This is a genomic window from Pantoea sp. ICBG 985, assembly GCF_002928365.1.
GTDB classification, from domain to species: Bacteria; Pseudomonadota; Gammaproteobacteria; order Enterobacterales; family Enterobacteriaceae; genus Pantoea; species Pantoea dispersa.
Genome location: NZ_POWM01000001.1, coordinates 319,197 through 339,508, shown reverse-complemented (window position 1 = coordinate 339,508; position 20,312 = coordinate 319,197). Strand labels below are relative to the sequence as shown.

Sequence of the window (20,312 nt, the reverse complement as noted above, 5' to 3'; positions counted from 1 at the left end):
CCTGCCGTACGTTACTGCATTATTCTGGTTTGAAACGCATCGGTGCGTTCTTAAACACTTCATATACTGCCTGCGAAGGCGGCTTCGGAATGCGTGCCTGCTTCGCTGCGGTAATCGCCGCCTGACACAGCGCCGGATCGCCGCCTTCAGCTTTCACGTCAATCAGCAAACCATCCGGTGCCAGTTTAATCCGCAGATCGCAGCTTTTACCGCGATACAGATCGGCATCATAGAAACGGCTCTGAATCGCACTGGTGATCTGACCCAGATACGCATTCACCTCAGCACCTGAGGCACCGGCCTTCTTCTGATTGCCCTGACCTGCCGCCGCGCCACCACCGGAAGCGGCACCGCTTTTCGGCGCATTCTTACCGGAAGAGAGACCGCCTAACAGATCATCCACATCGCTCTCGTTCTTCGCCGCTTCGGCAGCCGCTTTCTTCTTCGCATCAGCCGCAGCTTTAGCTTTCGCCGCCGCATCCGCTTTGGCTTTGGCTGCTGCCTCAGCTTTCGCTTTGGCTTCGGCGGCCGCTTTCTCTTTCGCGGCTTCCGCAGCTTTCTCTTTGGCTTCCTGTGCAGCTTTGGCTTTCGCATCTGCCGCGGCCTGAGCTTTGGCTTCTGCCTCCGCTTTGGCTTTCGCTTCAGCTGCGGCTTTCGCCTGCTGTGCGGCTTTCTCTTTCGCCGCTTCAGCCGCTGCCGCTTTGGCCTGCTCTTCCGCTTTCTTCTTCGCGTCGGCTGCGGCCTGCTTCGCCTGCTCTTCCGCTTTGGCTTTCGCGTCCGCTGCGGCCTTCGCCTGAGCATCGGCCTGCGCTTTGGCATCGGCTTTGGCTTTCGCTGCGGCCGCTTCTGCGGCTTTCTGCTGCTCCTGCGCCTGCTTCGCTGCTGCTTCAGCCGCCTTCTGCTGCTCAGCCTGCTGCTTCGCCTGCTCTTTGGCTTCCTGCTGCGCCTGCAGACGCTCTTTTTCCAGCTCTTTCAGCCGCTGCTGTTCAGCGGCCTGCTTCTGCTGCAACTCTTCCGCCTGCTGCTGTGCCTGCTTCTGGCGCTGCTGCTCGGCGCGCTGACTGTCACTCTGCTGATTCTGCTGACGGTTATACTGCTCAACCACCGCGCCAGGATCGACCATCACCGCGTCGATATCACTGCCGCCACCGCCGCCGCTGGCTTCGATATGTTCGTTAAACGAGCTCCAAATCAGCAGGGCGATCAGCACGATGTGCAGAATCACCGAAATGATTATCGCGCGTTTTAACTTCTCGTTCTGCTCGGTTGCCTTCGACACTCTCGGTTCCCAAAAACGGTTCGCGTTAAATCGGCTGCGTCATCAAACCGACGGATTTCACGCCAGCCTGATGCAACAGGTTCAGCGCCTTGATGATTTCGTCGTAAGGCACATCTTTCGCCCCACCAATCAGGAAGACCGTCTTCGGATTGGCTTCAATACGGCGCTGCGCTTCGCTCACCACCTGCTCCGGCGGCAGCTGCGTCATACGATCGTGATCCACCACCAGGCTGTACTGCCCTACCCCGGCCACTTCCACGATCACCGGCGGATTATCGTCGCTGGAAACGGTTTTCGAATCGGTTGCGTCCGGCAGGTCCACTTCCACGCTCTGCGTAATAATCGGCGCGGTTGCCATAAAGATGAGCAGCAACACCAGCAGCACGTCCAGCAGCGGAACAATGTTGATTTCCGACTTAAGATCGCGACGCCCGCGACCACGGGTTCTGGCCATCGTTAACCTCGACTTACTTGCTGTTGTCGGTAGAGAAAGCCTGACGATGCAGGATGGCGGTGAACTCTTCCATAAAGTTGTCGTAGCCCTGCTCCAGCTTGTTCACGCGCTGGTTCAGACGGTTATACGCCATAACGGCAGGAATAGCCGCGAACAGACCGATTGCGGTGGCGATCAGCGCTTCGGCGATACCGGGCGCAACCATTTGCAGTGTGGCCTGTTTCACCGCACCCAGTGCGATAAAGGCATGCATGATCCCCCACACCGTACCAAACAGACCGATATACGGGCTGATGGAACCGACGGTGCCAAGGAATGGGATATGATTTTCCAGCGCTTCCAGTTCACGGTTCATCGAGATGCGCATGGCGCGACCGGCCCCTTCGACCACCGCTTCCGGCGCATGGCTGTTGGCGCGGTGCAGGCGGGCAAACTCTTTGAAGCCAGAGTAGAAAATCTGTTCGGACCCGCTCAGCTCGTCACGGCGCGCCTGGCTCTCCTGATAGAGACGCGACAGCTCGATACCGGACCAGAACTTGTCCTCGAACGCCTCGGCCTCACGCCCCGCCGCGTTAAGAATGCGGGTGCGCTGAATGATGATTGCCCAGGAGGCAATAGAAAAGCCGATCAAAATCAACATGATAAGTTTGACCAGAAGGCTTGCCTTCAGGAACAAATCAAGAACGTTCATGTCAGTCACTGCTTGAACTCCGCGACAATAGACTTGGGAAGCGCAATCGGCTTCATTAGATGTGGGTTGATGCAGGCAATCAGGACGTCTGCTTCATTGAGCACTTTGCCTTGAGCATTCACGATACGCTGCGAGAACGTCATGGTTGCGCGCGTCATTGCTGTCACTTCGCTCTGGATCTCCAGAAGGTCGTCGAGACGTGCCGCGGCAATAAAGTCCACCGTCATGCGCCGTACCACAAAAGCCACCTGCTCTTCCAACAGGGCCTGTTGATTGAAATGGTGCTGGCGCAACATCTCGGTACGTGCTCGTTCATAAAAAGCAAGATAGCTGGCGTGGTAAACCACACCACCGGCGTCAGTGTCTTCGTAATAGACCCGAACCGGCCAGCGAAACAGCGTTGTACTCACTCTACATCCCGGTCTCATTTTAAACGTTGCTACTATACGCAAGTGAGATCGGCTTGGGAATGGTCCGCCAGAGCCAGGAGAAAATAATTATCAGACGTTAACAACTGGAAGGATTTTCGGGAGATTTCCTGACCAACCGCTGACAAAAACTCACGTCAGCAGCGGAAAAACAGCCCTCGCGGGCTGAGACAGAACTTAATGGTAGAACCAGTAAATTCCCAGCGCCAGCACGATCAGCGCCGGCAGCGGGGCAAACAGCGCCTGCCAGCGGGCACGCTGTGGCCGGAAACCCGTGCCGTGAATCACGCCGCTGCACACCGCCCAGATTAACAATAATCCGTGCCAGATAGCGAGCTCACTGGAGCGTGCGGCAAAGCGCGCCGGCTGCCAGATGACGCATCCGGCCAGCCACAGCGCCAGAATCAGTGAAAGGGCCCGCAGCGGGCCCTTATCCATCAGACGATACAGCGTCTGTATCAGGCTGCGCATCAGAGCTTGTCGTCCTGCGCACCGCCCTCTTCCACATGCTCGATCGCCAGTGCCGTGACCACGCCAAACGCACAGGCCAGCAAGGTGCCAAGAATCCAGGCAAAATACCACATGCTTAATCTCCTCAATCAGTACAGGGAGTGCGTATTGCGCTCAATGTGTTCTTTGGTGATGCGGCCATACATCTTGTAGTAACACCAGCTGGTGTAAGCCAGTATGATCGGCACAAAGATGATGGCAGCCACGGTCATGATCTGCAGCGTCAGCAGGCTGGAGGTCGCGTCCCACATGGTCAGGCTGGTGCCCGGCACGGTGCTGGATGGCATGATGAACGGGAACAGCGCAATGCCCGCCGTCATAATGACGCACGCCAGCGTCAGCGAAGAGAAGATAAACGCCCATGCGCCCTTCTCCATGCGCGAACACAGGATCGTCAGCAGCGGCAGCAGCGCGCCGAGCAGCGGGAACAACCACAGCACCGGCATCTGTTCAAAATTGACCAGCCAGGCACCAGCTTCACGCACCACGTCTTTACCCAGCGGGTTAGACGCCGCGTGATGATCGATTGCGCTTTTCAGCACATAGCCATCAATGCCGTACTTCACCCACACGCCGGCCAGTACAAAGCCCACCAGCATCACCAGCGCGCTGATTTGCGCCGCGGTGCGGGAACGCAGGTGTAGTTCGCCGCTGGTGCGCATCTGCAGGTAAGTCGCGCCCTGGGCCAAAATCATCGCGACGCTGATCACGCCAGCCAGCAGGCCAAACGGATTAAGCAGCTGGAAGAAATTACCGGTGTAGAACAGGCGCAGGTACTCATCAGCATGGAACGGCACACCCTGCAGCAGGTTACCGAACGCCACGCCAATCACCAGCGGCGGCACAAAGCTGCCAATGAAGATGCCCCAGTCCCAGGCACCGCGCCAGCGCATATCTTCAATCTTCGACCGGTAATCAAAGCCGACCGGACGGAAGAACAGCGAGGCCAGCACCAGAATCATCGCCACGTAGAAACCGGAGAACGCGGCGGCATAAACCATTGGCCAGGCGGCGAACAGCGCCCCGCCGGCAGTGATCAGCCAGACCTGGTTACCGTCCCAGTGCGGCGCGATGCTGTTAATCATGATGCGACGCTCGGTATCGGTGCGACCGAGGATGCGGGTCAGCATTCCCACGCCCATATCGAAGCCGTCGGTGACGGCAAAACCGATCAGCAGAATGCCAATCAGCAGCCACCAGACAAAACGCAACACTTCATAGTCAAACATGGTCGCTCTCCTTATCCGCGCGCCGGTTGAGTCACAGCCTGCACTGTTTCATGGTGATAGCGGCCGGTTTTCAGGCTGCTTGGACCAAGGCGGGCAAATTTGAACATCAGATACATTTCCGCCACCAGGAACACGGTATACAGGCCGCAGATCAGGATCATCGAGAACAGCAGATCGCCGACGGTCAGCGACGAGTTGGCCACGGCGGTTGGCAGCACCTCACCAATCGCCCACGGCTGGCGGCCATATTCAGCGACAAACCAGCCAGCTTCGACGGCAATCCACGGCAGTGGAATACCGTACAGCGCCGCTTTCAGCAGCCAGCGATTCTTACCGATGCGGTTACGAATCACGCTCCAGAACGACAGCGCAATGATGCCCAGCAGTAGCACGCCACACAGCACCATGATGCGGAAGGCAAAATAGAGCGGTGCCACGCGCGGAATGGAATCCTGCGTTGCCTGCTGGATTTGCGCTTCCGTAGCGTTCGCCACGTCCGGGGTATAACGCTTGAGCAGCAGACCGTAGCCGAGATCCTGTTTATGCGTCTCAAACTCACTGCGCACCGCCGGATCTTTACTGCCGGCACGCAGCTCGTTTAGCAGCGCATAGGCTTTCATACCGTTACGGATGCGCACTTCATGCTGCGCCAGCAGATCTTTCAGGCCGGTGACCGGCGTATCGACAGAACGGGTGGCGATCAGGCCGAGCAGATACGGGATCTGGATGGCGTACTTGTTCTCTTGCGTCGCCTGATCCGGCACGCCAAACAGCGTAAAGGCCGCTGGCGCCGGCTGGGTTTCCCATTCGGCTTCGATAGCGGCCAGCTTGGTTTTCTGCACGTCGCCCATTTCATAGCCGGATTCGTCACCCAGCACGATGACCGATAGCACGGCAGCCATACCGAAGCTGGCAGCGATCGCAAAGGAGCGTTTAGCAAACGCGATGTCGCGCCCTTTCAGCAGATACCAGGCGCTGATGCCCAGAATGAACATCGCACCGGTGGTGTAACCCGCGGCCACGGTATGCACAAATTTCACCTGCGCCACCGGGTTCAGCACCAGCTCGGAGAAGCTCACCATCTCCATACGCATGGTTTCGAAATTGAATTCGGAGGCGATCGGGTTCTGCATCCAGCCGTTCGCCACCAGGATCCACAGCGCGGACATATTCGAGCCGAGCGCCACCAGCCAGGTCACCGCCAGGTGCTGCACTTTACCGAGGCGATCCCAGCCGAAGAAGAACAGGCCGACAAAGGTGGATTCAAGGAAGAACGCCATCAGGCCTTCGATGGCCAGCGGCGCACCGAAGATATCGCCGACGTAGTGGGAGTAATAAGACCAGTTGGTACCGAACTGAAATTCCATGGTCAGGCCGGTGGCCACACCCAGCGCAAAGTTGATACCAAACAACTTGCCCCAGAATTTGGTCATATCTTTATAAATCTGTTTTCCCGACAGGACATAGACCGTTTCCATGATCGCCAGTAAAAACGCCATACCGAGCGTTAAGGGCACGAACAGGAAATGGTACATCGCCGTCAGGGCAAACTGTAAACGCGACAGCTCGACAATATCTAACATGATGACTCCTTGCTCCTCGCATGAACTCATCCTGCGAATAACAACCACAAACAGCGGGCAGTGCGATGCAGAATAAGGTCAGGAACGACTGATTATTGATTCCAGTTTTGTTACCGACAGCACAATGCGTACTGCGGCCCGAAGTGAGCGAGTAACAGTGGTGAAAATTCCCCGAAAAACCGATCGCTTCAGCCTGTTTCGAGCAGGAGTAAGATGAGGAGGCGACAGAATTGATATGACAACGCCTGGCACAAACTCCTGAAAAATGATGAAAAAGACTGAATTGATGCAGCGCAATTTATACCGGTTGGGTTGCTTTTAGCCAGCGGTAAAGTTTGCTATATATCGCCTTTTATTGATCTGGATTAAGACAATAATTTTCCAGATATGTAGTGTTAGAGTTGTTGTTAATTAGTTGTCATAAATCGATAGCGCAATTAAGAAAACAATTACCTTTCCCGTAATTATTTAACCTCTGTGCCAGCCAGATGCCTGGACGCTGACGGGAAAAAGCACGCCTCTTTGCCCTTCTTTACTCAACGACAAAGTAAGCATAGCCGCAGAAAATGTTGCCGTTACGTTTTTACTGCAAATGTGTGAGGACGGCTAATGGCCGTGCATGACAGCCATAAAAAAAGCCACCCGCAGGTGGCTTTGTTCTTTCAGCAGCAAAATGTTATTTCGCTGGCAGTACCGCTTTCACCGCGTCGCCGATGTCGGCCAGGCTGCGAACGGTTTTCACACCGGCCGCTTCCAGCGCAGCAAATTTCTCATCGGCGGTGCCTTTACCACCGGCAATGATGGCGCCGGCGTGACCCATACGCTTGCCTTTCGGCGCCGTTACGCCGGCGATATAGCCGACGACAGGCTTGGTCACGTGCTCTTTGATGAATGCCGCGGCCTCTTCTTCAGCGCTGCCGCCGATCTCACCGATCATCACGATCGCTTCGGTCTGCGGATCGTCCTGGAACATTTTCAGGATGTCGATGAAGTTGGAGCCTGGGATCGGGTCACCGCCGATGCCCACACAGGTGGACTGGCCGTAGCCGATGTCGGTGGTCTGCTTAACCGCTTCATAGGTCAGCGTACCGGAACGTGACACGATACCCACGCGGCCTGGCTGGTGAATGTGGCCCGGCATGATACCGATCTTACATTCGCCTGGGGTGATCACACCCGGGCAGTTCGGGCCGATCATGCGCACGCCTGCTTCGTCCAGCTTCACTTTCACCGTCAGCATATCCAGCGTCGGGATACCTTCGGTGATGGTGATGATCAGTTTGATGCCCGCGTCGATCGCTTCCAGGATACCGTCTTTGCAGAACGGTGCCGGCACGTAGATCACGGTAGCGGTGGCGCCCGTGGCTTCTACTGCTTCGCGCACGGTGTTAAACACCGGCAGACCGAGATGGGTGGTGCCGCCTTTACCTGGCGTCACACCGCCAACCAGCTGCGTACCATAGGCCAGCGCCTGCTCAGAGTGGAACGTTCCCTGGCCACCGGTGAAACCCTGGCAAATGACTTTGGTGTTTTTGTCGATCAGAATGGACATTATTTACCCTCCGCAGCAGCGACAACACGCTGTGCTGCGTCTGTCAGGCTGGTTGCTGCAATGATGTTAAGACCGCTGTCCGCCAGTTTCTTCGCGCCCAGCTCGGCGTTGTTACCTTCCAGACGTACCACGACCGGTACGTTGACACCCACTTCAGCCACAGCACCGATGATGCCGTCTGCGATCAGGTCGCAGCGCACGATGCCGCCGAAGATGTTAACGAATACCGCTTTCACAGCATCGTCAGACAGGATGATTTTGAAGGCTTCGGTAACGCGCTCTTTGGTTGCGCCGCCGCCAACATCAAGGAAGTTTGCAGGCTGACCACCGTGGTGTTTCACGATGTCCATGGTGCCCATCGCCAGACCAGCGCCGTTGACCATACAGCCAATGTTGCCTTCCAGCGCGACGTAGTTCAGTTCCCACTGCGTCGCGTGGGCTTCACGTGGGTCTTCCTGGCTTGGGTCGCGCATTTCACGCAGCTCTGGCTGACGGAACAGGGCATTGCCATCGGCACCCAGTTTGCCATCCAGACAGATCAGGTCGCCCTGTTTGGTGATCACCAGCGGGTTGATCTCAACCATCGCCAGGTCGCGCTCCAGGAACATGGTCGCCAGACCCATGAAGATTTTGGTGAACTGGCTGACCTGCTTGCCGGTCAGGCCCAGTTTGAATGCCAGCTCGCGGCCCTGGTATGGCTGCGGGCCGGTCAGCGGATCCAGCGCCATTTTATGGATCAGGTGCGGGGTTTCTTCCGCCACTTTCTCGATTTCCACGCCGCCTTCGGTTGACGCCATGAAGATCACGCGACGGGTAGCACGGTCAACCACCGCACCCAGATACAGCTCCTGATCGATGTCGGTCGCCGCTTCAACCAGGATCTGGTTTACCGGCTGGCCATTGGCGTCAGTCTGGTAGGTCACCAGACGTTTGCCCAGCCAGTTTTCAGCGAAAGCACGAATGTCTTCTTTACTGTTAACCACCTTCACACCGCCCGCTTTACCGCGGCCACCGGCATGAACCTGACATTTCACCACCCACGGACCCGCGCCAATTTTCGAGGCGGCTTCTTCGGCTTCACGTGGCGTGGTGCAGGCGTAGCCAGTCGGTGCTGGCATACCATACCGTGCAAACAGCTGCTTCGCCTGGTATTCGTGTAAGTTCATGATGTTCTATCCATTCAGATCTAAACAGGGTTAATTTGGGCGCGCCTCGTGCCAGCGCGCCCGGCGAAAATCAGACATCCAGCAGCAGACGCGCCGGATCTTCCAGCAGCTCTTTCACCGCGACCAGATAGCCGACAGATTCACGACCATCGATCAGACGGTGATCGTAGGAGAGCGCCAGATACATCATTGGCAGCACCACCACCTGACCATTCACCGCCATTGGGCGATCTTTGATGGCGTGCATCCCCAGGATCGCGCTCTGCGGCGGGTTGATGATCGGCGTAGACATCAGCGAACCGAACACACCACCGTTGGTGATGGTGAAGTTACCGCCGGTCAGTTCTTCCACCGTCAGCTTGCCGTCACGGCCTTTCACCGCCAGCTCTTTAATTTTCTTCTCGATGTCGGCCATGCTCAGCGCATCAACATCTTTCAGCACTGGCGTCACCAGACCACGCGGCGTCGAGACCGCGATGCTGACATCGAAATAGTTGTGGTACACCACATCATCGCCATCGATCGACGCGTTAACTTCCGGGAAGCGTTTCAGCGCTTCGACCACCGCTTTGATGTAGAAGGACATAAAGCCCAGACGCACGCCGTGACGCTTCTCGAAGGCATCGCCGTACTGCTTGCGCAGATCCATGATCGGCTTCATGTTGACTTCGTTGAAGGTGGTCAGCATTGCGGTGCTGTTTTTCGCTTCCAGCAGACGCTCGGCCACGCGCTTGCGCAGACGGGTCATTGGCACGCGCTTCTCGCTGCGGTTGGCAACGGCCTGCGGAGCCGCATCGGCTGCCGGTGCCGCTTTCGCGCCGTCGGCTTTCTTCGCCAGATGTTTTTCCACATCTTCGCGCGTCAGACGGCCGCCAACACCGGTGCCTTTAATCTGGCTGGCGTCGAGGTTGTTTTCCGCAATCAGGCGGCGCACGGCCGGGCTGAGCGCGTCATTGCTCTCTTCTTCCAGAGATGCAGTCTGACGCTGTGCAGGCGTAGACTCCTTGCTTTCCACTTTCGCCGTGGTCTCTTTCCCGCCGCTGTTGCCTTCCTTCAGACGGCCCAGGATCTGGCGCGATGTTACGGTGGCGCCTTCGTCTTCCAGCACCGCTTCCAGCACACCGTCAGCGGCGGCAGGCACTTCCAGTACCACTTTGTCAGTTTCGATCTCGACCAGCACTTCGTCGCGGGTCACAGAGTCGCCGGGTTTTTTATGCCAGGTGGCTACCGTGGCGTCCGCTACGGATTCAGGCAAATCGGGAACGAGAATTTCTACGCTACTCATTTTCTTTCCTTTTAATTAACCAAGGTTCAGCGCGTCATTGACCAGGTCTTGCTGCTGTTGTTGATGTACGGACATATAGCCCACGGCCGGTGAAGCAGAAGCCGGACGGCCTGCGTAACGCAGTGACGCACCAAATGGAACCACTTCACGGAAATGATGCTGACTGCAATACCATGCGCCCTGGTTCAGTGGCTCTTCCTGACACCAGACGAAATCCTGAACATGGGCGTAATTCTTCAGCGCTTCCTGCACCGCTTTGTGCGGGAACGGATAGAGCTGTTCGATACGCACGATGGCGACATCGGTCTGCTCGTTCTTACGACGCTGTTCCAGCAGATCGTAATAAACTTTACCGGAGCACAGCACCACGCGTTTCACCTGCTGCGGATCGAGGTCGTCGATCTCACCAATCGCCGGCTGGAAGCTGCCGTTGGCCAGCTCATCAAGGCTGGATACCGCCAGCGGATGACGCAGCAGCGACTTCGGTGACATCACGATCAGCGGACGGCGCATACCGCGCAGCGCCTGACGACGCAGCATGTGGTACACCTGTGCTGGCGTTGATGGCACGCAGACCTGCATGTTCTGCTCAGCACACAGCTGCAGATAGCGCTCAAGGCGCGCGGAGGAGTGCTCCGGACCCTGCCCTTCATAGCCGTGTGGCAGCAGCATCACCAGACCACACATGCGGCCCCATTTCTGCTCGCCGGAGCTGATGAACTGATCGATCACCACCTGAGCGCCGTTGGCGAAGTCACCGAACTGCGCTTCCCAGATGGTCAGCACGCGCGGCTCGGCGGTGGCGTAACCGTATTCGAACGCCAGAACCGCTTCTTCCGACAGCACCGAATCCCACACCTTGAACTGACCCTGACCGTTATGGATGTGGTGCAGCGGAGTGTAAGTCGAACCGTTCTGCTGGTTGTGAATCACCGCGTGACGGTGGAAGAAGGTGCCGCGGCCGGAGTCTTCACCCGACAGGCGCACCGGAATGCCTTCGTCCACCAGCGTGGCGTAAGCGAGGTTTTCCGCCCCGCCCCAGTCGAACAGCTTGTTGCCTTCCGCCATCTCTTTGCGGTCGTTGTAAATCTTGGCAACGCGCGACTGCACTTCCACCGCTTCCGGAATGCTGCTGATGCGGCGCGCCAGCTCCTGCAGACGTTTCATGTCCACGGTTTCCGGGTAGCTCTCATCCCACTCGTGGTTGAGGTACGGAGACCAGGTGAACGAGTGCAGGCTCATCGGACGCCATTCCGGCACCACGCACTCGCCTTCATCCAGCGCATCGCGGTACAGGTTTACCAGCTCGGTGGCATCTTCCTGCGTGGCCACGCCTTCGCTTTCCAGCTGATCGGCGTAGATTTTGCGCGGCGTCGGATGCTTTTTGATTTTCTGATACATCAGCGGCTGGGTTGCGCTTGGCTCGTCGGCTTCGTTATGGCCGTGACGGCGGTAGCACACCAGGTCGATGAACACATCGCGTTTGAAGGTGTTGCGATAATCCAGCGCCAGGCGGGTAACAAACGCCACCGCCTCCGGATCGTCCGCGTTGACGTGGAAGATCGGTGCCAGCACCATTTTGCCGATGTCGGTGCAGTACGGGGTAGAACGCGCATCTTTTGGATTCGAGGTGGTGAAGCCCACCTGGTTGTTAATCACGATGCGTACGGTGCCACCCACTTCGTAACCGCGAGCCTGCGACATGTTCAGGGTTTCCTGCACCACGCCCTGGCCAATAACCGCGGCATCACCGTGAATGGTGATCGGCAGGACTTTGTTGCTGCCCGGCTCCGCCAGACGATCCAGACGCGCACGCACCGAGCCCATGACTACCGGGCTTACAATTTCCAGATGCGACGGGTTGAACGCCAGCGCCAGGTGCACCAGGCCGCCTTCGGTTTCCACGTCTGACGAGAAGCCCATGTGGTACTTCACGTCACCGGTACCGAGGTGCTCTTTGTGCTTGCCGGAGAACTCGTCGAACAGATCCTGCGGTTTTTTACCCAGCACGTTGATCAGCACGTTGAGACGACCGCGGTGTGCCATGCCCAGCACCACTTCACGCGTGCCGCTCTTGCCGGCGTGGCGAATCATTTCGCGCAGCATCGGTACCAGCGCATCGCCGCCTTCCAGCGAGAAGCGTTTGGCACCCGGGAATTTCGCGCCGAGGTATTTTTCCAGGCCCTCTGCCGCCGTCAGCTCTTTCAGGAAACCTTTTTTCTCGTCCGCGCTGAATGACGCATGGCCCACCACCGATTCCAGACGCTGCTGAATCCAGCGCTTCTCTTCGGTGTTGTTGATGTGCATGTACTCTGCACCAATCGAACCACAGTAGGTCTGCTGCAGTGCGGCATAAAGATCGGCCAGCTTCATGGTCTCTTTGCCAATGGCGAAAGAGCCTACGTTAAAGCTTTCCTGAAAATCGGCGTCGGTCAGATCGTGGAAGGCCGGATCGAGATCCGCCACGCGCTCCTGCTTCCACAGGCCGAGCGGATCGAGGTTAGCGTGCTGATGGCCGCGGAAGCGGAACGCATTAATCAGCTGCAGCACTTTAACCTGTTTGGAATTAGCGGCCGGATCGGTGACTGTGGAGGTGTAGCGGGTGGCGTCTTTCGCCAGGCGGCGGAAGTATTCACGCGTCGTGGAGTGAAACTGCTCAGGTTTCACACCGGTGCCCGGCAGCTGCTGGAACATCGAGCGCCACACTTCATCAACAGAGTCAGGATCGGTCAGGAAATCCTCATAGAGTTGCTCTATGTAGGACTGGTTCGCGCCGGCCAGCCAGGAGGAGTCCAGCCAGGGTTTCATCGCGCTGTTCTGCATTGTGATCCCTTAAGCATTAATCTGCTTTTTTGAGGTTTCATTTGTTGCCGCTTACGCGGCTTGCCGTAGTGAGTTCAGCGATACGAACCTGTGCGCAACCGGCGCCTGGCCCGTAAGGGAACCTTTATAAGCGTGGTCAGTACCGCGCTTATAGAGGCTTCCGTAAACGATCGGGAACCTGGGTTCCCGATCGTGACTTCCGTTTGTTACGCCCCGCGCTGCAGCAGCATCGACTTAATATGGCCGATGGCGCGCGTTGGGTTTAAGCCTTTCGGGCACACGCTCACACAGTTCATGATGCTGTGACAGCGGAAAACACTGAAAGCATCATTCAGATTGTCGAGACGCGCATCGGTTTCGGTGTCGCGGCTGTCAATCAGGAAGCGGTACGCCGCCAGCAGGCCGGCCGGACCGATGAACTTGTCCGGATTCCACCAGAACGACGGGCACGACGTGGAGCAGCAGGCACAGAGAATACACTCGTACAGGCCGTCCAGGTGCTCACGCTGCGCAGGCGTTTGCAGATGCTCGCGCGCTGGCGGATTTTCCCCATTATTCAACAGGAAAGGCTTAATCTTCTCATACTGAGCATAGAATTGTCCCATGTCCACCACGAGGTCGCGGATTACCGGCAGACCGGGCAGCGGACGGATAACAATCTTCTTGCTGCCATTGCCCAGTGCGGAGACCGGCGTGATACACGCCAGGCCATTTTTACCGTTCATGTTGAGGCCATCGGAGCCGCACACGCCTTCACGGCAGGAGCGACGGAAGGCCAGCGTAGGATCCTTCTCTTTCAGACGGATCAGCGCGTCCAGCAGCATCATGTCGCGACCATCTTCCGCTTCGAGGGTGTAATCCTGCATGCGCGGTTTGTCATCGACTTCCGGGTTGTAACGATAGATAGAAAATTCGAGTCTCATGATGATCTCCGCAATTAGTAAGTACGCGCTTTCGGCGGGAAGGCCGCACGCAGTTTCGGTTGCATGTTCACCTCACGGCGCGTCATGCTTTCCGTTTGCGGAACATAGAGGCTGTGGCACAGCCAGTTGGCATCATCACGCTCCGGATAGTCGAAGCGGCTGTGAGCGCCACGGCTTTCGGTGCGGAAGTTAGCCGCTACCGCGGTGGCGTAAGCGGTTTCCATCAGGTTATCAAGCTCCAGGCATTCGATACGCTGGGTATTGAAGTCCGGTGAACGGTCATCGAGACGCGCGTTTTTCAGGCGCTCACGAATCTCTTTCAGCTCGGCCAGGCCTTCACGCATCGCATCCCCTTCGCGGAATACCGAGAAGTTGTTCTGCATGCAGCGCTGCAGCGCCTTGCGGATTTCAACCGGATCTTCACCGGTGGTGTTGTTTTCCCAGCGGTTGAAGCGGGCCATCGCCGCGTCGATTTCATCTTCGGTGGCGTCGCGCAGTTCGCCCTGCTCAGCGATGCACTCCATCAGGTGAACACCGGCCGCGCGGCCAAATACCACCAGGTCGAGCAGCGAGTTGCCGCCAAGACGGTTTGCGCCGTGTACCGATACGCAGGCAATTTCGCCTACCGCGAACAGGCCCGGAATCACTTCATCTTCGCCCTGCTCGTTAACGCGCAGCGCCTGACCGGTCACGCGGGTCGGCACGCCGCCCATCATGTAGTGGCAGGTCGGGATAACCGGAATCGGTTCTTTAATCGGGTCAACGTGAGCAAAGGTGCGCGACAGTTCGAGGATGCCCGGCAGACGGGATTCCAGCACTTCAGCGCCCAGATGGTCGAGTTTCAGTTTGATGTGTGGACCCCATGGGCCGTCGCAGCCGCGACCTTCACGAATTTCCACCATCATTGAACGCGCCACCACATCACGGCCCGCCAGGTCTTTAGCGTTTGGTGCGTAGCGCTCCATGAAACGTTCGCCATGCTTGTTCAGCAGATAGCCACCTTCACCACGGCAGCCTTCGGTCACCAGCACACCCGCCCCGGCGATGCCGGTTGGGTGGAACTGCCACATCTCCATATCCTGCATTGGCACGCCGGCACGCAGCGCCATGCCGACGCCGTCGCCGGTGTTGATGTGGGCGTTGGTGGTGGACTGATAGATACGGCCAGCACCGCCGGTCGCGAGGATAGTGGCTTTGGCTTTAAAGTAGACAGTTTCACCGGTTTCGATGCAGATGGCGGTACAGCCGACGATCGCGCCGTCAGCGTTTTTCACCAGATCCAGTGCATACCACTCGGAGAAGATGGTGGTTTTGTTTTTCAGGTTCTGCTGATACAGCGTATGCAGCAGGGCGTGGCCGGTGCGGTCGGCAGCAGCAGCGGTACGCGCCGCCTGCTCACCACCGAAGTTTTTCGACTGGCCACCAAACGGACGCTGATAAACGCGGCCGTCATCAAGACGGGAGAATGGCAGGCCCATGTGCTCCAGCTCCAGAATCGCTTCCGGACCGGTTTTACACATATATTCGATTGCGTCCTGGTCACCGATGTAATCGGAGCCTTTGACGGTATCGTACATGTGCCATTCCCAGTTATCTTCGTGGGAGTTACCCAGTGCCACGGTAATCCCGCCCTGCGCCGATACGGTGTGGGAACGGGTTGGGAACACTTTGGATAACAGAGCACAGCTCTGGCCCGACTGGGAGATTTGCAGCGCGGCGCGCATACCCGCACCACCTGCGCCGATCACCACGGCATCAAATTCTCTGACTGGCAAACTCATTTACACACCCCACACCACAACAGTTCCATAAATTGCATACGACAACAGCGCGACCACAATCACCAGTTGCAACACCAGACGCGTTGCCAGCGGTTTCACGTAGTCGGTCAAAACCTGCCACATGCCAATCCAGCCGTGGACCAGAATCGAGAACAGCGTCAGCAACGTGAACACTTTGGTAAAGGAGGAAGCGAAAAAGCCGCGCCAGACGTCATACGTCAGCGTGCCGGTCATCACGACAAAACCGAGGATGTAGAGAATGTAGAGCGTAATTAAGATTGCAGCAGCACGCAGTAACAGCCAGTCATGGATACCGTTGCGTCCTAATGCAGAAGCATTGCTTACCATACGAGGACTCCAGCCAGAATTGAGAGCACGACAGTGATAACAAAAACCGCTTGCGCGGTACGGGTTCCCACCTGCAGGGTTTCTGCCGTAAAACCGAAGTCGGCCAGCATGTGACGAATGCCGCTTGCTGCGTGATATGCCAGCGCGGTCAGAATGCCCCACATGATGAATTTGGCGAAGAAGCTATCCATGATGGATGCCGCTTGCTGGAAACCTTCCGGAGAAGAGAGGGAGAGACCCAGTAACCAGAGCAGAATTCCGAGAGCGACAAAGGTAATCACGCCGGAGACGCGGTGGAGAATGGACGATATTGCAGTAACGGGAAACCGGATCGTCGAGAGATCCAAGTTAACAGGTCTTTGTTTTTTCACGGTTTTGCCCACACAGCTCTTTTTTATTTTGCTTCCTCCGGTCCTGAGTTACAGAAGAGCACAGTGCGTGTTCGGACTGCAACCGCCACCAAAATAGCAACATCCAGTGTTAAGTGAAGCGGGTAAAACGCTGGGTGGCTCCTGGTGTCAGGGTATTCCGGAGACCTGGCGGCAGTATAGGAGGATCACATTCTGATTACAATTCCCCTACAATCTCTTTGGTCACATTTAAGCTGAACAGTGATCCGCCTCACGTATTTCACAATTTATACATTTTTAATTATCTGATTTGACAATAGATCAACATTTAAGTTACAAACGAACGCACTAAAACCCTATGATGCATAAAAGTTATGGGGATACACTTTCCCCTAAGCTCAAGTTATGTAACATTGCCTTTACGAGCAACACAAACCGTCAGGTTATTGGTTACCAAGAAGTTATGTCGTGACAGGATCTTTAACATCCACGATGTGCAGCGCGTCATGCCCGGACACCACCGATTGGCTTTACACATTTCGCTCCGTAACCTTGCAGCATGAACGTTACCGCTGAGTGATGCTGTGAAGATTCTGTTTTAGCCTAAGTCGTGCGGGTTGCAACAAGGCAGTAAGCGTGCAAATGATGGGCGTTTACGCAAGTAAATGACCGCACTGCGCGCGCGCAGCCAGTGTAGCGGCGGCCCGAAAATACGGCGGGTAAACGCAACATGATGACTGTTCTGGTGTCTAAGATCCTTACCTACTAAGGCGCTATGGAGACGAAAAATGACAGATAAAAAAGTGACGCTAACCCTACAAGATAACAACTCCGTGGAACTGGATGTGATGCAAGGCACGCTGGGACAGGATGTTGTTGATGTCCGCGCCCTTGGCTCAAAAGGCCTGTTCACCTTCGACCCCGGTTTTACCTCTACGGCGTCCTGCGAATCAAAAATTACCTTTATTGATGGTGATGAAGGGATTTTGTTACATCGCGGTTTCCCTATCGATCAGCTGGCTACCCACTCAAACTATCTGGAAGTGTGCTACATCCTGCTGAACGGCGAAGCCCCAACTCAGGCGCAGTACGACGAGTTCCGCACCACCGTAACCCGTCACACCATGATTCACGAGCAGATCACCCGCCTGTTCCACGGCTTCCGTCGTGATTCACACCCGATGGCGGTGATGTGCGGCGTGACCGGCGCGCTGGCTGCCTTCTATCACGATTCATTAGACGTGAATATTGAACGTCACCGTGAAATCGCCGCCTTCCGCCTGCTGTCAAAAATGCCGACCATGGCCGCGATGTGTTACAAATACTCCATCGGCCAGCCGTTTGTGTATCCGCGTAACGACCTCTCCTATGCCGGTAACTTCCTGCACATGATGTTTGCTACACCGTGTGAAGAGTACAAAGTGAACCCGGTGCTGGAACGCGCCATGGACCGTATTCTGATCCTGCACGCTGACCACGAACAGAACGCATCAACTTCTACCGTGCGTACCGCCGGTTCTTCCGGTGCCAACCCGTTTGCCTGTATCGCCGCCGGTATCGCCTCGCTGTGGGGACCTGCGCACGGTGGTGCCAACGAAGCCACGCTGCGTATGCTGGAAGAGATCAGCACTGTGGATCACATCCCGGAATTCGTGCGTCGCGCCAAAGATAAGAACGATTCGTTCCGTCTGATGGGCTTCGGTCACCGTGTGTATAAGAACTATGACCCGCGCGCGACCGTGATGCGTGAAACCTGTCATGAAGTGCTGAACGAGCTGGGCATGAAGGACGACCTGCTGGAAGTGGCGATGGAGCTGGAGCACATCGCGCTGAACGACCCGTACTTTATCGAGCGCAAACTCTATCCGAACGTCGATTTCTATTCCGGCATCATTCTGAAAGCGATGGGCATTCCGTCATCAATGTTTACCGTGATCTTCGCGATGGCGCGTACCGTTGGCTGGATTGCGCACTGGAAAGAGATGCACGACGAAGGCATGAAGATTGCCCGCCCACGTCAGCTCTACACCGGTTACACCGAGCGCGAATTCAGCTCGGCGCTAAAAAAATAACAATCAGGGCGGGTTACCCCGCCCTTTTCTTTTTTAGTATCCCACAGAAGTTCATGCAGTATCGTGCAGAGCCCTGCCTGGCTGAGCCAGTCAGGGCATTAGCTCTGGTGCAGTTTGCCGCAAGACAATGCGGGGATAGCAGGACATGCTGCTTCTGCTTATGCAACGGGCTATCCGCAGCGCTGAGGCTTTTACGGTGCGCCAGGAGATTCCCGCAGGACGCGGGAATCAGGCCGGGCCGGTCAGGATGACCGATACCGGCCGGTCCGTCAGGCGGGCCGTGAACGCCGAGGGCACCGCGCAGCGGCGCGAGGACTGCCCGGCAGAAGCAGATGCAGCGGGTCCCGCGCCTTGTCTGCTCATTAACATCCGCATCTGCACAAAACTCAATGCTGACAGCCCGGACACCAGTAAAACGGTCGTGAGGACAGTACACCCTTCTCAATGACGGTACCGCAGCGCCGGCACTTTTTGCCCTGGCGGTGAAACACCTCGAAACGAAACGCCGCCTCTTCGTGATACTTCTTCATGCTGCCACGCATCTGATAAGACAAACGCGGCACCGCCAGCATGGCGTGGCTCAACGCATCCAGCTGCTGATCGCTCAAATCCTGTGCACGATGCTGCGCCAGCAAACCGGCGTGCCACAAAATCTCGACGCGCAGATAGTTGCCGAGCCCGGCGAGAAATGCCTGATCCAGCAGCAAACCGCTGAACTGGCGGCGACGAAAACGCGGCGACAGCAGTCGCTCGCGCACCTCTTCCACCGTCAGCGTGGCGTCCAGCACGTCCGGTCCGACGCGTTGTAAAAACGGATGCGCGCCGAGCGTATCTGCGTTCAGCAGCTCAATATCCGAAGCGCTATACAGCAAAATTGCCCGGTCAGCATTACCCAGCCGTACGCGCAGCTGGCGCGAAGTATTGGGCTCAGTCCCGCTCGGCACCACACGCCACACGCCGTACAGCTGATTATGGCTGTACAGCGTCAGCCCGTTGGAGAAGTGTGTCAGCAGTGCCTTGCCGCGCGTTTCAAAGGCGTCGATGGTTTCCCCCATCAGCGCCGGTTCGTAGGTCTTCAGCGCCGGAAAAGCAAACCACACCTCGGTCAGAGGTTTGCCCACCATTGCCGCTGCAAGTTGATCCGCCGCGCGGCGGATCTCCGGTCCCTCTGGCATAACCGCTCCTGATTAATGGGTTGCGCCGCCCACTTCGCGAATGTCTTTCTCAGTGCTGAGAATCACCTGCAGCGACGTTTCCAGCGCCTGAATCACACTGGCGGTCGACATACTTGGTGCGCCAGGATGCTGCGCCGCCTGCTGCGGCATATAAGGAATATGCACGAAACCGCCGCGTGCTGCGCTGCCTGTGGTCTGCAGCCAGTGCAGCAGGTGATACATGACGTTATTGCAGGTAAACGTCCCGGCGGTTTGCGACACCGAAGCCGGAATCCCCACTTCGCGCAGTGCCGCGACCATCGCTTTGATCGGCAGCGTAGAGAAATAGGCCGCCGGTCCCCCGGCGACAATCGGCTGATCGACCGGCTGCTGCTGGTCGTTATCCGGAATGCGCGCATCGTTCACATTAATCGCCACGCGCTCTACGCTGATATCGCTGCGCCCGCCAGCCTGGCCGACACACAGCACGCGGTGCGGCTGCAGCTCTTCCAGCGCAGCGGTCAGCACCTGGCCGCAGCGGGCGAATACCACTGGCAGCTGGCGCACCACAATCCGCGCGCCGCCGAACTCCCGACCATCAAAGCTGCGCACTGCTTCCCACGACGGATTAATGCGCTCACCGCCAAACGGCTCGAACGCCGTCATTAACACCGTTTTCATCGC

The 20,312-nt window shown here is 57.0% G+C and carries 19 protein-coding genes; 1 reads left to right on the top strand and 18 read right to left on the bottom strand.

Features of this window, described 5'->3' with window-relative positions:
* Positions 1–19 precede the first annotated feature (19 nt).
* The 16 genes from tolA to sdhC all read right to left on the bottom strand — a co-directional run bounded on the left by tolA (position 20) and on the right by sdhC (position 16,435).
* Positions 20–1,279 carry a cell envelope integrity protein TolA gene (gene tolA, locus C1Y42_RS01730; RefSeq protein WP_021508529.1) on the bottom strand — a complete coding sequence of 420 codons (1,260 nt, stop codon included), beginning with the start codon at positions 1,277–1,279 and terminating at the stop codon, positions 20–22.
* A 25-nt stretch (positions 1,280–1,304) separates the two neighbouring features.
* On the bottom strand, positions 1,305–1,733 hold the full coding sequence (tolR, locus tag C1Y42_RS01725; protein WP_021508530.1) for a colicin uptake protein TolR: 429 nt from the start codon (positions 1,731–1,733) through the stop codon (positions 1,305–1,307).
* A gap of 13 nt (positions 1,734–1,746) precedes the next feature.
* Positions 1,747–2,433 carry a Tol-Pal system protein TolQ gene (gene tolQ / locus C1Y42_RS01720; RefSeq protein WP_010616001.1) on the bottom strand — a complete coding sequence of 229 codons (687 nt, stop codon included), beginning with the start codon at positions 2,431–2,433 and terminating at the stop codon, positions 1,747–1,749.
* Positions 2,430–2,852, bottom strand: coding sequence for a tol-pal system-associated acyl-CoA thioesterase (ybgC, locus tag C1Y42_RS01715; RefSeq protein ID WP_370445680.1), 423 nt, complete (start codon positions 2,850–2,852; stop codon positions 2,430–2,432). The genes tolQ and ybgC overlap by 4 nt, the downstream gene beginning before the upstream one ends.
* 177 nt (positions 2,853–3,029) lie before the next feature.
* On the bottom strand, positions 3,030–3,323 hold the full coding sequence (ybgE, locus tag C1Y42_RS01710; RefSeq protein ID WP_104092699.1) for a cyd operon protein YbgE: 294 nt from the start codon (positions 3,321–3,323) through the stop codon (positions 3,030–3,032).
* The gene (gene cydX / locus C1Y42_RS01705) at positions 3,323–3,436 is read right to left on the bottom strand and encodes a cytochrome bd-I oxidase subunit CydX (protein WP_010615998.1); all 114 of its coding nucleotides are present in this window, start codon (positions 3,434–3,436) and stop codon (positions 3,323–3,325) included. The genes ybgE and cydX overlap by 1 nt, the downstream gene beginning before the upstream one ends.
* Before the next feature lie 15 nt (positions 3,437–3,451).
* Entirely contained in the window at positions 3,452–4,591 is a 1,140-nt protein-coding gene (gene cydB / locus C1Y42_RS01700) for a cytochrome d ubiquinol oxidase subunit II (RefSeq protein WP_021508533.1), read from the bottom strand.
* An 11-nt stretch (positions 4,592–4,602) separates the two neighbouring features.
* A complete protein-coding gene (gene cydA / locus C1Y42_RS01695; RefSeq protein WP_058757874.1) occupies positions 4,603–6,174 on the bottom strand; it encodes a cytochrome ubiquinol oxidase subunit I in 1,572 nt (523 codons plus the stop codon).
* Between the two features lie 676 nt (positions 6,175–6,850).
* Positions 6,851–7,726 (bottom strand): succinate--CoA ligase subunit alpha, encoded by an 876-nt coding sequence (gene sucD / locus C1Y42_RS01690; RefSeq protein ID WP_021508535.1) that lies wholly within the window; start codon positions 7,724–7,726, stop codon positions 6,851–6,853.
* Positions 7,726–8,892 (bottom strand): ADP-forming succinate--CoA ligase subunit beta, encoded by a 1,167-nt coding sequence (gene sucC / locus C1Y42_RS01685; RefSeq protein ID WP_006118458.1) that lies wholly within the window; start codon positions 8,890–8,892, stop codon positions 7,726–7,728. Before sucC ends, sucD begins: the two co-directional genes overlap by 1 nt.
* A 70-nt stretch (positions 8,893–8,962) precedes the next feature.
* Positions 8,963–10,177, bottom strand: a complete 1,215-nt coding sequence (gene odhB / locus C1Y42_RS01680) for a 2-oxoglutarate dehydrogenase complex dihydrolipoyllysine-residue succinyltransferase (RefSeq protein WP_021508536.1) — start codon at positions 10,175–10,177, stop codon at positions 8,963–8,965.
* 15 nt (positions 10,178–10,192) lie between these two features.
* Positions 10,193–13,000 (bottom strand): 2-oxoglutarate dehydrogenase E1 component, encoded by a 2,808-nt coding sequence (gene sucA / locus C1Y42_RS01675; RefSeq protein ID WP_021508537.1) that lies wholly within the window; start codon positions 12,998–13,000, stop codon positions 10,193–10,195.
* Between the two features lie 206 nt (positions 13,001–13,206).
* Positions 13,207–13,923: a succinate dehydrogenase iron-sulfur subunit gene (locus tag C1Y42_RS01670; RefSeq protein ID WP_021508538.1), complete on the bottom strand. Its 717-nt coding sequence runs from the start codon at positions 13,921–13,923 to the stop codon at positions 13,207–13,209.
* Positions 13,924–13,937: 14 nt separating this feature from the next.
* The gene (gene sdhA / locus C1Y42_RS01665) at positions 13,938–15,704 is read right to left on the bottom strand and encodes a succinate dehydrogenase flavoprotein subunit (RefSeq protein WP_021508539.1); all 1,767 of its coding nucleotides are present in this window, start codon (positions 15,702–15,704) and stop codon (positions 13,938–13,940) included.
* The gene (sdhD, locus tag C1Y42_RS01660; protein WP_021508540.1) at positions 15,705–16,052 is read right to left on the bottom strand and encodes a succinate dehydrogenase membrane anchor subunit; all 348 of its coding nucleotides are present in this window, start codon (positions 16,050–16,052) and stop codon (positions 15,705–15,707) included. It lies immediately after the preceding gene.
* Positions 16,046–16,435: a succinate dehydrogenase cytochrome b556 subunit gene (sdhC, locus tag C1Y42_RS01655; protein WP_021508541.1), complete on the bottom strand. Its 390-nt coding sequence runs from the start codon at positions 16,433–16,435 to the stop codon at positions 16,046–16,048. The genes sdhD and sdhC overlap by 7 nt, the downstream gene beginning before the upstream one ends.
* A 755-nt stretch (positions 16,436–17,190) precedes the next feature.
* Here sdhC and C1Y42_RS01650 point away from each other — a divergent pair.
* Positions 17,191–18,474, top strand: coding sequence for a citrate synthase (locus C1Y42_RS01650; protein WP_021508542.1), 1,284 nt, complete (start codon positions 17,191–17,193; stop codon positions 18,472–18,474).
* A gap of 386 nt (positions 18,475–18,860) precedes the next feature.
* Here C1Y42_RS01650 and nei read toward each other — a convergent pair whose 3' ends face one another.
* Both nei and pcp read right to left on the bottom strand, forming a co-directional pair.
* On the bottom strand, positions 18,861–19,649 hold the full coding sequence (gene nei, locus C1Y42_RS01645) for an endonuclease VIII (RefSeq protein ID WP_058769449.1): 789 nt from the start codon (positions 19,647–19,649) through the stop codon (positions 18,861–18,863).
* A gap of 12 nt (positions 19,650–19,661) precedes the next feature.
* A complete protein-coding gene (gene pcp / locus C1Y42_RS01640; protein ID WP_058775288.1) occupies positions 19,662–20,309 on the bottom strand; it encodes a pyroglutamyl-peptidase I in 648 nt (215 codons plus the stop codon).
* Positions 20,310–20,312 lie beyond the last annotated feature (3 nt).

What these genes read in the sequence shown, in the direction of transcription:
- nei (WP_058769449.1), bottom strand. Translation starts at nt 19,649, where the DNA reads ATGCCAGAGGGACCGGAGATCCGCCGCGCGGCGGATCAACTTGCAGCG.
- C1Y42_RS01670 (WP_021508538.1), bottom strand. Translation starts at nt 13,923, where the DNA reads ATGAGACTCGAATTTTCTATCTATCGTTACAACCCGGAAGTCGATGAC.
- ybgE (WP_104092699.1), bottom strand. Translation starts at nt 3,323, where the DNA reads ATGCGCAGCCTGATACAGACGCTGTATCGTCTGATGGATAAGGGCCCG.
- cydB (WP_021508533.1), bottom strand. Translation starts at nt 4,591, where the DNA reads ATGTTTGACTATGAAGTGTTGCGTTTTGTCTGGTGGCTGCTGATTGGC.
- ybgC (WP_370445680.1), bottom strand. Translation starts at nt 2,852, where the DNA reads ATGAGACCGGGATGTAGAGTGAGTACAACGCTGTTTCGCTGGCCGGTT.
- sucC (WP_006118458.1), bottom strand. Translation starts at nt 8,892, where the DNA reads ATGAACTTACACGAATACCAGGCGAAGCAGCTGTTTGCACGGTATGGT.
- sucA (WP_021508537.1), bottom strand. Translation starts at nt 13,000, where the DNA reads ATGCAGAACAGCGCGATGAAACCCTGGCTGGACTCCTCCTGGCTGGCC.
- odhB (WP_021508536.1), bottom strand. Translation starts at nt 10,177, where the DNA reads ATGAGTAGCGTAGAAATTCTCGTTCCCGATTTGCCTGAATCCGTAGCG.
- cydX (WP_010615998.1), bottom strand. Translation starts at nt 3,436, where the DNA reads ATGTGGTATTTTGCCTGGATTCTTGGCACCTTGCTGGCCTGTGCGTTT.
- C1Y42_RS01650 (WP_021508542.1), top strand. Translation starts at nt 17,191, where the DNA reads ATGACAGATAAAAAAGTGACGCTAACCCTACAAGATAACAACTCCGTG.
- tolR (WP_021508530.1), bottom strand. Translation starts at nt 1,733, where the DNA reads ATGGCCAGAACCCGTGGTCGCGGGCGTCGCGATCTTAAGTCGGAAATC.
- sdhD (WP_021508540.1), bottom strand. Translation starts at nt 16,052, where the DNA reads ATGGTAAGCAATGCTTCTGCATTAGGACGCAACGGTATCCATGACTGG.
- sucD (WP_021508535.1), bottom strand. Translation starts at nt 7,726, where the DNA reads ATGTCCATTCTGATCGACAAAAACACCAAAGTCATTTGCCAGGGTTTC.
- pcp (WP_058775288.1), bottom strand. Translation starts at nt 20,309, where the DNA reads ATGAAAACGGTGTTAATGACGGCGTTCGAGCCGTTTGGCGGTGAGCGC.
- sdhA (WP_021508539.1), bottom strand. Translation starts at nt 15,704, where the DNA reads ATGAGTTTGCCAGTCAGAGAATTTGATGCCGTGGTGATCGGCGCAGGT.
- cydA (WP_058757874.1), bottom strand. Translation starts at nt 6,174, where the DNA reads ATGTTAGATATTGTCGAGCTGTCGCGTTTACAGTTTGCCCTGACGGCG.